Source organism: Rhodococcus sp. MSC1_016 (assembly GCF_023667485.2).
In the GTDB taxonomy this organism is placed as follows: Bacteria; Actinomycetota; Actinomycetes; order Mycobacteriales; family Mycobacteriaceae; genus Rhodococcus_F; species Rhodococcus_F oxybenzonivorans.
The window spans coordinates 2,942,015-2,954,786 of record NZ_JAMOZI020000001.1; the positions used below are offsets into that span (position 1 = coordinate 2,942,015).

Annotated in this window: 11 protein-coding genes and 1 pseudogene; 2 read left to right on the plus strand and 10 right to left on the minus strand. The window is 63.9% G+C overall.

Going from position 1 to position 12,772, the window contains the following annotated elements:
- Position 1 precedes the first annotated feature (1 nt).
- Complete coding sequence (locus L1080_RS13605) at positions 2-493, plus strand: hypothetical protein (protein WP_159921525.1); 492 nt, start codon at positions 2-4, stop codon at positions 491-493.
- Positions 490-1,050 carry a twin-arginine translocation pathway signal gene (locus L1080_RS13610; RefSeq protein WP_159921523.1) on the plus strand — a complete coding sequence of 187 codons (561 nt, stop codon included), beginning with the start codon at positions 490-492 and terminating at the stop codon, positions 1,048-1,050. Before L1080_RS13605 ends, L1080_RS13610 begins: the two co-directional genes overlap by 4 nt.
- Before the next feature lie 358 nt (positions 1,051-1,408).
- Here L1080_RS13610 and L1080_RS13615 read toward each other — a convergent pair whose 3' ends face one another.
- From L1080_RS13615 to L1080_RS13660, 10 genes and pseudogenes are all read right to left on the minus strand, one after another.
- A complete protein-coding gene (locus L1080_RS13615) occupies positions 1,409-2,722 on the minus strand; it encodes an NAD(P)/FAD-dependent oxidoreductase (RefSeq protein ID WP_250771497.1) in 1,314 nt (437 codons plus the stop codon).
- A 75-nt stretch (positions 2,723-2,797) separates the two neighbouring features.
- Positions 2,798-3,100, minus strand: coding sequence for a RidA family protein (locus L1080_RS13620; protein WP_250771493.1), 303 nt, complete (start codon positions 3,098-3,100; stop codon positions 2,798-2,800).
- 323 nt (positions 3,101-3,423) lie between these two features.
- Positions 3,424-3,876 (minus strand): FAD-dependent oxidoreductase, encoded by a 453-nt coding sequence (locus tag L1080_RS13625; RefSeq protein ID WP_159921519.1) that lies wholly within the window; start codon positions 3,874-3,876, stop codon positions 3,424-3,426.
- Positions 3,863-4,039: an FAD-dependent oxidoreductase gene (locus tag L1080_RS13630; RefSeq protein WP_374433910.1), complete on the minus strand. Its 177-nt coding sequence runs from the start codon at positions 4,037-4,039 to the stop codon at positions 3,863-3,865. Before L1080_RS13630 ends, L1080_RS13625 begins: the two co-directional genes overlap by 14 nt.
- Positions 4,040-4,630: 591 nt before the next feature.
- Positions 4,631-7,885 carry a protein kinase domain-containing protein gene (locus tag L1080_RS13635; protein ID WP_250771488.1) on the minus strand — a complete coding sequence of 1,085 codons (3,255 nt, stop codon included), beginning with the start codon at positions 7,883-7,885 and terminating at the stop codon, positions 4,631-4,633.
- A 131-nt stretch (positions 7,886-8,016) separates the two neighbouring features.
- Positions 8,017-8,526: a DUF3145 domain-containing protein gene (locus tag L1080_RS13640; RefSeq protein WP_159921513.1), complete on the minus strand. Its 510-nt coding sequence runs from the start codon at positions 8,524-8,526 to the stop codon at positions 8,017-8,019.
- A gap of 125 nt (positions 8,527-8,651) precedes the next feature.
- A complete protein-coding gene (locus L1080_RS13645; RefSeq protein WP_250771485.1) occupies positions 8,652-9,470 on the minus strand; it encodes a serine hydrolase domain-containing protein in 819 nt (272 codons plus the stop codon).
- A 45-nt stretch (positions 9,471-9,515) separates the two neighbouring features.
- On the minus strand, positions 9,516-10,643 hold the full coding sequence (locus L1080_RS13650) for an NDMA-dependent alcohol dehydrogenase (RefSeq protein ID WP_109329042.1): 1,128 nt from the start codon (positions 10,641-10,643) through the stop codon (positions 9,516-9,518).
- A gap of 140 nt (positions 10,644-10,783) precedes the next feature.
- Positions 10,784-11,140: pseudogene (locus L1080_RS13655) on the minus strand (DinB family protein); the annotation flags it as partial.
- A gap of 305 nt (positions 11,141-11,445) precedes the next feature.
- The gene (locus L1080_RS13660) at positions 11,446-12,750 is read right to left on the minus strand and encodes a metal-dependent hydrolase family protein (protein ID WP_250771482.1); all 1,305 of its coding nucleotides are present in this window, start codon (positions 12,748-12,750) and stop codon (positions 11,446-11,448) included.
- Positions 12,751-12,772 lie beyond the last annotated feature (22 nt).

Consider the following 12,772-nt stretch of genomic DNA (forward strand, 5'->3'; position numbering starts at 1 on the left):
CATGATCAAGGTAGTCAAGACCGCAGCCGTCCCGCTCGTCCTGGTCGCCGTCGCGGCGATTTTCGCGGTGCTCGCGGTGTTCCAATTCGCCGCGCACCGGGCGGCCGAGGCCGCCCGTGCCGAGGACGCTGTGATTCTCGGCGCCGCGAATTCCGGTTTGAACGCCATGCTTTCGGTGCGGGAGAGCTCCGCCGCCGAGGACGTGCGCAACGTCCTCGACCATTCGACCGGCGCGTTCGCCAAGGACTTCGAAGCGCGGTCGAGTTCGTTCGTCTCCGTCGTCCAGGCGGCGAAGGTTGTGACGCAGGGGCAGGTGGTCGCCGCCGGAATCGAGTCCCGCAACGGCGACTCCGCGACGGTGATCGTGGCGGCGTCGTCCACGGTCACCAATGCCGCGGGCGCGGCGAACGAGAGCCGCAACTGGCGGCTGCGTGTGACGATGACCGAGCACGAAGGGACCTACAAGATGTCGAAAGTGGATTTCGTCGCATGATCACAGAACAGTTGACGCCCGAGACCGAGTCCGAACCAGCCATTACCCCCATAGATTCCGATCCGCCGCCACGGCGTGGGCAGAGCAGGCTGGTGATCGCCGTCGTGCTCGCTGTCACGGCGGTGACCGCCTGGGCGTACCTGGTCTTCGTTGTCCGGGCCGAGGACCGTGCGCTGGCACCGGATCGGCAGCAGGCTGCCGTCGACGCCGCCGCCGACGCGACGGTCGCCATCCTCACCTACCGGGCCGACACCGTCGACGCCGACCTCGACGCCGCGAACAGATACCTCACCGGCACCTTCGCCGACTACTACCGCACGTTCACCCGCGACGTCGTCGCACCGGCAGCGAAGGAGAAGAAGATCAGCACCACCGCCACCGTGACGGGTAAGGGAATCGCCGAGTTCGACGAGAATCGTGCCGTCGCCGTGCTTTTCGTAAATCAGCAGACCACGCTGGCACCGCACCCCGAGCCCACGCCGACCACGACGACGGTCCGCGTCGAACTGGAACGTCACGGCGACAATTGGCTCGTCTCGAAATTCGACCCGGCCTGAATCCCTACCCCCTTAGGACACCTATGATCATCGACCTCGTCGACCCCATCGAGAACCTGGTCAAGGCGATCGCCTATCTGCTGTTCCGCGGTCATCTGCCCCCGCAGTAGCGGTCTCGAGCACGCCGGGTGCCCGGCGCCATTGCCGCGAACAATCAGCGCCCGTACGTATCAGCGTCCGGTCGATGATGTCATCGTACCGCAGTCTCCCAGTTCACCACCGCAACCGGACCTTGTGACGCAACCGAACGGAGGTCCAGGGCTTCCACACTCGGTATGTCGACCTTGACCTGGGGCCAGCGACGTGCGAAGTGCGACCTGCGGAGGTTCGGTCGCGAAAGGGTATGCGGCCCGAAAAGTCAATGCACCTGCCCTAGGCGGTCGGTGATCCGGTCCGCCAGCCACGCCAGTCTGAGCATCGGGGGGTAGACGACTCCGGGCGCGAACCGTGGCTTCGGCCGCCACACCACTTGCAGGTCCTCATGCATGCCCTTGTCCGAGAGGTAGTCGCCGATATGGTGTCCCAAGTAGGCGGCCTGGGCGAGCCCGTGACCGTTGCAGGCATTGACGTATAGCACACGAGGCGAGATCTCCCCGACCACCGACAAGATCGCCGGTGTCATGCCGATCCATCCGCCCCACGCTTTCGCCGGCTCGATGTCGCTCAGCGTCGGGAAGCGCGTACGGAACGCCCGAACGAGGTCCGCGACGATCGTCTGGTCCGGCAGGTGATCGGTGAGTTTGCCCCGTGGCATCTGCAGTTGCCGGGTGGTGATAACCATCGTTCCCCGGGTGGTGGTGCGGTAACTTTCCATCACCATGTGCTTTGTGACCATCGGGATACGGCTGGTCCATCCGGCCTCGTCGAGACGCTCTGGGGGCACCTGCTCGGTCTCGATCGCGGTCGTCCAGACAGGATTGCTCATCCGCCTCGGCACGATCGACAACTCTCGCGCGTGAGCATTGTTCGAGAGCACCACCTTCTTGGCCTGGACGCGACCACGCCTGGTCACGAGAGTCACCGAGTCGCCGTCGTCTTGCACATCGAGAACCTGACTCTGTTCGAAAACCGTGACGTCGGAACGCAGGACGGCATCGCGGAGTCCGAGCGCGTATTTGCCGGGGTTGAGAATTCCGCCTGCACGGGCGTAGACCCCACCCAGGAAGGTATCGGGTACGCCCAGGTCATGGCCGTCGACAATCTCCGAATCGATTCCCGCGTCGATCAGGATTTGGGCACTGGTTTTCACCTGCTTTAGCTGGCTAGCTGTTACTGCGGAACCGAGCACACCCGTCTGTTCGTAATCGCAGTCGATGGAATAGTGGCCGAACAGGTCCTCAGAGAAGTGAACTGCCGCATCCGCCAACCGGACCAGTCCGCGAAAGCGATCCGCATAGAACTTTGCGAGAATGGCCGGGTCACTTCCCACTGCGGTCGTCAAATAGCCAGCGTTCCTTGCGCTCGCACCCCACCCCAGAACATCGGATTCGAGTAGGGCTACCTGGCGACCGTTCTCGGCCAGGCGGAGCGCCGTGAGCATGCCACCCACGCCACCTCCCACGACCGCGAAATCGAAAGACTGTTCGCCCTCCACCGCTGCTTCGAGTTGCGACGGCCGATCGATCCAGCCAGTGTCCGGAAAGAACTGCATCGGCGCAGTAAGGTTCTTCATTCGTTTCCTAACCTATGTGCCAGGTTCGCCATGTCATGGGCTCTGGGCGGCGGCTTGTCCCTGTAATTGAGCGGATTAACGTCCCGCGCAAGCGACGGCGCGGACCTCGACGACGAACTCCGGCCGGGCCAATTGAGTGACGCCCACGCCGGTCCAGGACGGATAGGGCTCACGGATGTACTTGTCTTTCACCTCACCGAATCCGGGTCCATCGCCGTGAAGGTCGGTGTGGAAGGTCGTCAGCTCGATAATGTTGTCGAGCGACGATCCAGCCTCCTCGAGGACCTGCTTCATGCCCTCGAAAGCCAGCCGGGCCTGTTCCTCAGGGTCTGTGGGGATCTCCCCAGTTGCACGGTCATAGCCGACCTGTCCGGACACCTAAATAAGGTCACCGAACCGGGTCGCCTGCGAATAATGCAGTCGCTCGTACGTAGGCAGGGTATTTTCTGGATTGATCGCTTTGCGCTTCATGATGTCCTTACAGCGAATGGTTTCTGGTTCACAATGAGTTTCAGCGCAGCTGGCGGAAGATCGATCTGCAGCGTCGTTCCGTCGAGTCGATTGAAAACGAACGGGCCAGGGTTAGCGACATTCCACTTGCACGGTTTTCTCCGAACCTCGCAGTGCGGTGACAGGCAATACAAGGGTCGGAGAGTAGGTCAACCACACGAACGTGTGCCGCGAATACACCGCGATGAAGGTCAAGGCATGCACCGTGCGGCGTCCCATGACGGAACCGCCAGCACGACGTGCCGCACCCTGAGCCGCTCACCCTGCGCAGTCATCACCGTGACGCCGGCCCCGTCGTCCTCCACCGCGGTGACCGGTGCGGACAGGCGCAACTCTGCGGTCGATTCGCCGTTGATCGCCTCGAGCAGGCACTTGGTGCACCCTCGATCGGGAAACCACCGGCACCTTCCATGAAAGTCTCCCAGCTGCCGCCATTGATCGAGGTCCAGAACAGGAACTGAGCCATACCCTGCTCGGTCTCGGAGTGCACCAGCGTCGCCGTCACATCCGAAAGTACATCGCGGTCCAGCGTGGACAGGCCCATGGAGTCGAGCCGGTCGGCCACCGGGTCTCCTTCTCGATCGCGGTGGTGTCAGCGGCGTGCCAGACGTGCGCCTGGGACCAATGCGCTTATGTGCCACCATATTCCACTTGCCGTCCGAATGCCTCCCCCACGAACGTCCGGCCACCGATCCGGTCACGCGCTTCGAGGTGGACCACCGAGTGGCCGGCGAGGGTGAGGTCGCGTGCTGCGGTGACGCCGGCGAAGCCAGCGCCGATCACCGCGACATCATATGTAGAGGTCACGAACATCTCCTTTGCGAAGGACGGTAGACGGAAGCAGCCTATCGAGATTCCGCAGTTATCACAACATTTGTTATGTAAATTGCTGGTGTGAGCCCTGTCGGCGCACGAGGAGGACCAAAAGCGCCGATTCTGCCCCGCATCCTGTTGGGCGAAGACACGTGGCGCCAGGAGTTCTCCGATCCCGAGACGGGACCCGATGTCGCTCACTGCTCGACGCGGCATCTCTTTCGGCGTTCCGCGCGGAACGAGAGCAATTTCGTGCAGTAGCACATCGACTGGTCAGTCCCTGTGGGCCAGGAGATGCGGAATCTCGGAAATCCAGCTCGGATCTGCCAGATGAGTCGGAGTCCCTTTATGCTCTGCCTCCGCCCCGGAGATCCGTGCGCCAGTCGATCCCACGTAGGTACACCATGTGCGCCGGGAAGTCAGGCGTCGCGAGGACCGCACGTTCGGTCACGAATCGGAATGGACGTGATGGAGCGAATCATCGCGAGATTGCTGTAGCGGCAGGTATCCACGGAGCCATTCTCAAATTCGACCGCGGCGGTTCGGTGTCGGGCTCACCCCTGCCGCACCGACCCGTGAGCAGCATCAGGACGACTGTCTCTCTTCGACAACCCAGGCCGCGACCTGCGTTCGTGAGGTGAATCCGAGTTTGGTGAGTATGTGCTCGACATGTCCCTGCGCGGTGCGCTGCGAGATGACGAGCCTGGCGGCAATCGCCTTGTTGGTCAGGCCCTCGGCGATCAGTTCGGCGACCTGTTGTTCGCGTTTCGTCAGGGTGGTGGACCCTGGAGGGTGCACCTTCGAGATGTGCTCACGGAGTGCGTAGGAGACAGCGGACGCAAGATCCATTGTCATGCCGTGCTGCCAGGTCTGCTCAAAGACGCGGCTGGCGAGCATCCGGCGCGCGGACCGCTCGCATTCCTCATGATGGACGAACAGGGTGGGAGCGAATACGGACGGACTCCCGGCCGCGCGGCCGAGCGCCTCCGCGGCTCCCATCAGTGTGCTGGCGCGTTCGGGGTCACTGGTTCCGGCGATCCAGGCGAGTACTTCGACGCAGTTCGCGCAACTGACTGGGTCGTCGACGAGTCGAGCAAGCCGCAATCCCTCTTCGAGCAGCTCGATTGCACGACTTTGCGCGCCCAGGCGCCATTGTGCAACGGCCATCGCCCACAACGCGTAGGCCCGGTAGACCGATTCACCGTGTGCTTTCGTAATAGCGAGAGCTTCCTCGTAACATTCGATTGCCCGGTGAGGTTCGGTATCGAGCAGCTGATACGCCAATCCCAGCAACGTCAAAGACTCGATCCGTAGCGCGGTATCGTTCTCTGCTAGCCGGAATACTGGCTGTGCCCGTTCAAGACTCGCGGCGGCTCGGTCGAGATCGCCGGTGAACAGTCCGACGAGACCCTCGGTGTGATCGACGATAGCATGCGCTATGGGGTCGGTGATCTGCTCGGCGAGGGTGCGGGCCTGGGCGGCAAGAGCAGCAGCTCTCTGATAATCCCGCTGCTGTCCGGTCATGAGGCAGTCGGCGTAGATCGCTCTGATAGTGGCGGTGGTCGGGTGCGCTCCGTGGCGTGAGAGGAATTGGTCGAGCCAGCGTCTCGCTTCGCTGAGCTGGCCGCGTGACCCCCAGAGTTGGAACAAGGGGGTAGCGATCTGTAGGCCGGATTCGACATCGTCCTCGGCGAGGCAGAAGTCCATGGCCTCGCGCAGGTTGGGCTGCTCACTGCTGATTCGCGCGATCCACTCGATCTGCCGGGGACCGATGAACTCATCGGCGGCGGTTCTAGCGAGCTCGCGATACCAATCCCGATGCCGTCGGCGCAGATCGTGGTAGTCGCCGGATTGCTCCGCTTTCTCTCGTCCGTAAGCACGGAGGGTTTCGAGCAGTCTGAAACGAACTGCGGTGCCGTGTTCTTCGCGGATCAGGATCGACTTGTCGACGAGGGTTGCCACCGAGTCCAGCAGTTCGCCGGGTTGCAGGTTCTCCGCGCACACGTGTTCTGCGGCATCGAGATCGAAACCACCGGTGAACACTGACAGTCGTTCCCATGTCCGTTGTTCCAGCGGGCTGCACAGGTCGTAGCTCCAGTCGACGCACAACCGGAGCGTCTGCTGGCGCGAGGGCGCGCCGCGGGTTCCGCGGGTCAACAGCGCGTAGCGGTCGGAAAGTCTCTGCAGGATTTGCTCAGGCGACATGGCGCGCAACCGCGCAGCCGCCAATTCGATAGGCAGCGGCAATCCGTCCAGCCGGTGACAGATGTGTGTCACCGCGGACTTGTTGGCATCGGTCAACGTAAATGTCGAGACCGCAGTGGCGGCGCGTTCGGTGAACAGCGACACGGCATCGTAACGGGGCAGACCCTGTAGTGACGGCTCGCGGTCGGGGTCGGGGACGGTGAGTGGGGGAACGCGCAACGTCGCTTCACCGGCAATCGCAAGAGGTTCCCGGCTTGTGACGAGGATGCGCAGGTTCCGGTTGTGTTGCAGTAAAGCTGTGGCAAGATCCGCTACGGCGTCGACCACTTGCTCGCAGTTGTCCAACACCAGCAACAGTGCTCGCGACGACAGGAAGTCGAACACAATCTCACGTAGCGACCGCCCGGTGTGGTCCCGCACACCGAGGGTTGCGGCCACCACGTCGATCAAGCGGGACGCGGTGCGGACATCGTCGAGCTCGACGAGCCAGGCTCCATCGGGGAACTCGCGGTGGATACTCGTGGCAAGTCGCAATGCGAGACGTGTCTTCCCGACGCCGCCCATTCCGACGAGGGTCAGCAATCGCGACGATGCCAGCAGATTCTTCGCTTCGGTAAGTTCGTGCCTGCGTCCGACGAAGCTGGACAATTCCAGGGGGAGGTTCCCACGCTCGTGGCGGGGAGGGCTTGTGGGAAACTGCCCGTGTAATGTCGGCTCTTGTTCCATTGTGGCTTGCGCGCGGAGAGCCACCTTGCCTGCGGGCAGTCCCCGGCTCCGCTGAATCTCACGTAGGTGGTCACCCAATACGGCGGCAGAGGGTTGCCGGTCCTCGGGGCGGCCGGCCATTGCCTGCTCGATAACAGTGGCAACATCATCAGCAAGGCCCTGATCTCGCAGATCCGGGACGGATTCCGTTGTGATACGGATGAATTGGGCCACCAACTGTTCGCCGCTGCGGCGCTCGAACGCAGCGTGGCCGGTAACTGCGCAGAACAAGGTGGCTGCCAGTCCGTAGATGTCCGAGGCAGGGCTCGGGGAGGCCCCGCCGAGGACCTCGGGCGCGGTGAACGCGGGGGAACCAGTGATAACGCCGGTAGCAGTCTCGAACCCGCCGGAAATGTGCGCGATCCCGAAGTCCGAGAGCGCTGGCTCGCCATAATCGGTGAGGAGTATATTCGCCGGCTTGACGTCACGGTGGACGATGCCCTGACCGTGGGCGGCTTCCAACGCGCCAGCCAGTTTCGCCCCCAACTGCAGCACCTCATCCACACCTAGCGGACCGTGCCGTCGGATACGTTCATCCAGGGAGCCCTGCGGGTAGTACGGCATCACGATGAAAGGTTGTCCGCGATCCGTAACCCCGACCTGGAGGACGTTGACGATGTTGGGGTGGCCGGTCAGGCGGCCCATTGCCCTCTGTTCCCGAAAGAAACGCACTCGGTTTTCGTCCGCGAGATCGTCGGTGAGCACTTTCACGGCCACGGTCCGGTCGAGTGCGGATTGCGTGCACCGGTACACGACGCCGAAGCCTCCCCGCCCGATCTCCCGGGCGTCGTCGAACCCGTCGGCTGCCAGTTCCGATGCGAGCGAGGGGGTCACATCGCGGTGGGTCTCGAATGGATCGATCTCGGGCATCGTCCAGGTCGATTCATCGGGTCCGCGATACGTTCAATGAAATCCGCACGATCAGCCTCTCGACGACGTGCTCCCCAGGATATCGCTGATGGCTTCGTCTGAGCGATGCAGGCGGTGCCTGTGAGGAGGGATCAGCCGACTTCCCTGCGCAGCCAAGTAACCTCTCCCCCTTCCCCTCCGCTGCGATAGGGCTCGAGTTCCTCGTCCCACGCGGTGCCCAACGCGTAGTCGAGTTCGGCGGCGAGATCGCCGCCAGCCTCCATCAGAGCCCGGAGTCGCATCTCCCCCACGACGACGTCGCCGTTGGCGCTGGTGGAACCGTGCCACAAACCCATGCCGGGGACGTGGCTGTATCGCTCGCCGTCCACGCCTTCGCTGGCATCCTCTGTCACCTCGAATCGCAGCATCGGCCAGGCGCGAAGCGCATTGACCAGTCTCGAGGCGGTGCCGACGGGGCCGACCCAACTAGTGGTGGCGCGCAGAACCCCTTTGGAAGCCGGCTGCGAGGTCCACTTGAGATTCGGTGGGCAGTCGAGGGTTGCGGTCAACGCCCACTCGATATGGGGGCACAACGCGGCGGGCGACGAGTGGATGTAGACAACTCCAGCCGTCGCGTCCGCGAACTGATCCAATGCGCGCACTCCAGCCTCCTGCTTCGACGAGGGACGTCTTCCCCAACGGCCTCAGTCGATGCGTGCAGCACGCTCGGTGGACCAGTGTGCCTTGTGTTGCCCGTGTTGCGCCAGTGATTCGCACATTCGGTGTGTCATGATCGCCGGCCCTCCGCCAGCACCGCGTCGCTCACCTCGGTCCAGAGGGGCTTGGCCCAGTCACCGAAAGGGCGATCCGTCAGCACCACACACGCCAGCCCCGCCGCGGGATCGGTCCACAGGAACGTGCCCGACTGGCCGAAGTGCCCGAAGGTGCGCGGCGAGTTGCTCAGGCCCGTCCAGTGCGGGCTCTTGCGGGAACGGAGCTCGAATCCCAGACCCCAGTCGTTGGGGCGCTGAGACCCGTAGCCGGGCAGAACGCCGTCCAGGCCCGGAAATTGCACCGACGTGGCCGCATCGACCGTCTCCCGCGACAACAGCGCCGGCCGGAGCAACTCGGCGGCGAAGCGTCCGAGGTCGCCGGCCGACGACTCCGCGCCGTGGCCGGCGGGACCGACGAGCGCGGACGCCCCCATCTTCAGCGGCGCGAAGACGGATTCGGCCAGATAGTCGGCGAAGTCGATCGACGTCTCGGCGGTGACGAACTCGGCGAGCACCTTGTAGCCTGCGCTCGAATAGATTCGCCTACGCCCCGGCGTGGTCTGCGCCCGGTTTTCGTCGAAGGCGAGGCCCGACGCGTGCGCCAGGAGGTGACGCACCGTCGAACCCTCAGGGCCTGCGGGCTGGTCGAGTTCGACGGCCCCCTCCTCGGTGGCCACCAGGACGGCGTACGCGCAGAGCAATTTGGTGACCGAGGCGAGCGGGAAGACGCGCTGCTGGTCGCCGTACTCGCCGATCACCCCTTCGTCTCGCGACAGGACGACCGCCGCAGCGTTGTCCACGGGCCATCGGGCAATCTGATCGAGACTCTGCACCCGGTCAGCCTACGAGAGCACCCCGTGGTCTGCTGCGGCGAGCCGTCACCAGTCGGCTTCGGTGTACCGGATGACGCCGCGAATGTTCTTGCCGTCGAGCATGTCCTGATACCCGTCGTTAACCCCTTCGAGGGTGTAGGTGCGGGTGATCATGTCGTCGAGGTTCAACTGCCCCGACTTGTACATGGCCAGCAGGTTCGGGATCTCGACCCGGGCGTTTCCGCCGCCGAAGATGGTGCCCTTCAGGTCCTTCTGCAGCATCGAGAAGAGGAACAGGTTCAGCTTGACGTCCATGTCGGTCATCGCGCCCATGGCCGTGACGACACAGGTGCCGAACTTACTGGTGAGCAGCAGGGCTTCCTCGACATATTCGCCGCGCATCTCCCCGACCGTGATGATCGTCTTCTGCGCCATCAACCCATTCGTGAGGGCGATGATCGGCTCGATGGCGGCCGCGGCGCTCTCGAACGCATGGGTGGCCCCGAACTTCAGTGCCTGCTCCCGCTTCCACGGAACGGGATCGATGGCGAAGATCTGGCGCGCTCCGGACGCCACCGCACCCTGCAGGGCGCTCATACCGACGCCGCCGACACCCATGATGACGACGGATTCACCCGGCTTCACCTCCGCCATCCGCGTCGCCGACCCCCACCCGGTGGGAACTCCGCAGCCGACGAGGGCGGCGACGTCGAAGGGAATGTCCTTGTCGATCTTCACGACCGAGGTCTCGTGCACGACCATGTAGGGCGAGAACGTGCCGAGGAGGCACATCGGAATGACGTTTTCGCCGCGCGCGTGGATGCGGAAGGTGCCGTCACTGATTGCCAACCCGCTCAGCAGCCCCATCCCGAGGTCACAGAGATTCTGATGTCCCGCCGAGCACGCCGGACAGCGTCCGCAGGCAGGCACGAACGAGAGCACCACGTGGTCGCCGACTTCGAGGTCCTTCACCTCCGGACCGAGCTTGGTGATGACGCCGGACCCTTCGTGGCCGCCCATCACCGGGAAGGATGCCATGGGCATCGAGCCGGTGACGATGTGATGGTCGGAGTGGCACATGCCGGCGGCTTCCATGCGAATCTGCACCTCGCCCGCAACCGGATCGCCGATCTCGATCTCCTCGACCGACCACGGCTCGTTCAGGCCCCACAGGATCGCACCCTTGGTCTTCATGTGTCTTCCAACCCTTCATTCATGTCTGCGCATCTGCTGATGTGACGATAGACACAATCAGCCCGAATTGGAACACGTTCTACCGAATCGGGCCCCAGAATCCGAAACTGTTACCGGGTCACGTCGTGGAGGTGGTGGACCAGCTCCCTCCCCACCACCACCCGGTCCTGTTCGTTGTACCGCTCCGCCACTGCCGTCTCGTCCTGATCCCAGTTGGGGAACACCGGATGCGTCTCGTCCAGCATCGACTGCAGTCGCACCTCGAAGATGCGGAACACGTCACGCACGTGGGCGGCGTACTCGAGCGCCGACCACGTCCCCTCGTCCGGGCGCACAGCCACGTCTGGCCGCTCCCGAACCGGCACCCACGCCGCGGCGTTCGCGCGCACGAGATCGGGAATGTCCGTGTACCGGACCTCCGCGGAGTCGAACTCGCAGTCGGGACAAGCTCGTTCGAGCACCCAGGTCCAGTCCTTGGTGTCGGGAGTGATCGCCATGTCCGTCATCGTAGGGTTCGGCGATCACCCTCACCCGATCGCCGCCGTGCGCAGTTCCGCGTACGAGTCGTCGATCGCGACCGCAAGCCGGGCGACGTCACGCAGCGTCGCCGTGCCGGTGCAAAGCCCGAACGCCTGTTCACCGAGCGCCGCCCGAGGTCGACGGCGTGGCGGTTCTCGCCAGGGTCAGGCGACGGTGTGCCCGCCGGGCACGTGGATATCGGCGGGCGCAGTTGTCCTTTGCCGGCCGGTGAGGGTGGTGCATCACGCTCCCATCCTCACCAGCAGACAAGGGTTGGCAACGCCTACGCGGGGATGGGGGTGCCTCGGTGGGTTTCGCTGAGTTCGGACGGTCGCGCCGACTGTCCGGAGCCCGGATCCTTGTGAAAGGCACCGTTCTTCATGATGCCGACGATCTTGGATTGGTCCTGCAGGATGGTGATGTCCTCGAGCGGGTCACCGTCGATCAGGATCATGTCCGCGAAGAACCCGGCCTTGACCTGCCCGAGGTCGTCGGGCATCCGCATGATCTGCCCGCCGAGCGCGGTGGCCGCGAGGAGGGTGTCCTTCGGGGAGAACTCGAGCAGTTCGACGAAGTGCTGCAGGTCGCGGGCGTAGGTGCCGTGCGGTGTCCACGCGAAGCCGTAGTCTCCGCCGGGCAGCACCCGGATGCCACGTTCCTTCATCTTCTTCAGCACCTCGATCGCACAGTCGAGTTCGTGCTGGTATCCGGCAGCTTCGGCGGCTTCGGGGGGATACCCGAATGCCTCGGCGTCGTGCAGGGTGGCGACCAGCCAGTTCAGCCCGGGTGCGACGAAGATGCGGTCCTTCTGCTCTTCGAGCATGTCCAGACCTTCCTCGTCGGTGAAGGAGGCGTGGTAGATGATGTCGACGCCGTTGCGCAGCGACATCTTCACGCTCTCCCCGGACCTGGCGTGGGAACACACCCGCAGTCCGCGGCGGTGCGCCTCGGTCACCGCGGCGAGGGTTTCCTCGTCCGAGAAGTAGTTGTCCTCGGCGTGCTGGTTGCCGGTGATCTCCTCGCCGGACATGCTCAGCTTCACCAGGTCCGCACCCAGATCGACGTTTTTCCGGACCGCCTTACGCATTTCCTCGGGCCCGTCGGCGAAGGCGGTGATGCCCTTGACCAAGGCACCGCCGGTGACCGCGATCTCCTGACAGTTCGCCAGGTAACGGGGGCCGGGGATCTGGCCGGCGTTGATGGCATTGCGGATCACCACATCGAGTCGCGGCTTGGCGGCCGCGGCACCGACACACATGGTGTAGCCGGAATCGATGTAGGTCTGCGCCGAGCGGGCACACAGCAGGGTGTGCTCTTCGACGCCCATCGTCCCGAGACCGGGCAGGTCGGCGGAATTGACCCAGGAGAAGTGGGTGTGAGCATCACACAGACCCGACATCAGGAATTTGCCCTGGCCGTCGATGACTCTCGCGCCTTCGCGAGGCAGATCTCCTGCGCCCTTGCGGACCTCGGCAATGCGTTCGCCTTCGACCAGCACCTCACCCTCGTACGGGTCGGAGCCGGTGGAGTCGAAGATCCGGACGTTGGTGAAAAGGATGCACTGATCGGGGGTGTTGGCTGACGTCATTGTCGCCACTCCTTTCTTCGGA

Bases quoted from the DNA above. Each gene is read 5' to 3' on its own strand.
- L1080_RS13635 (WP_250771488.1), bottom strand. From the start codon at position 7,885: ATGCCCGAGATCGATCCATTCGAGACCCACCGCGATGTGACCCCCTCG.
- L1080_RS13660 (WP_250771482.1), bottom strand. From the start codon at position 12,750: ATGACGTCAGCCAACACCCCCGATCAGTGCATCCTTTTCACCAACGTC.
- L1080_RS13650 (WP_109329042.1), bottom strand. From the start codon at position 10,643: ATGAAGACCAAGGGTGCGATCCTGTGGGGCCTGAACGAGCCGTGGTCG.
- L1080_RS13610 (WP_159921523.1), top strand. From the start codon at position 490: ATGATCACAGAACAGTTGACGCCCGAGACCGAGTCCGAACCAGCCATT.
- L1080_RS13605 (WP_159921525.1), top strand. From the start codon at position 2: ATGATCAAGGTAGTCAAGACCGCAGCCGTCCCGCTCGTCCTGGTCGCC.
- L1080_RS13615 (WP_250771497.1), bottom strand. From the start codon at position 2,722: ATGAAGAACCTTACTGCGCCGATGCAGTTCTTTCCGGACACTGGCTGG.
- L1080_RS13625 (WP_159921519.1), bottom strand. From the start codon at position 3,876: ATGGTGGCACATAAGCGCATTGGTCCCAGGCGCACGTCTGGCACGCCG.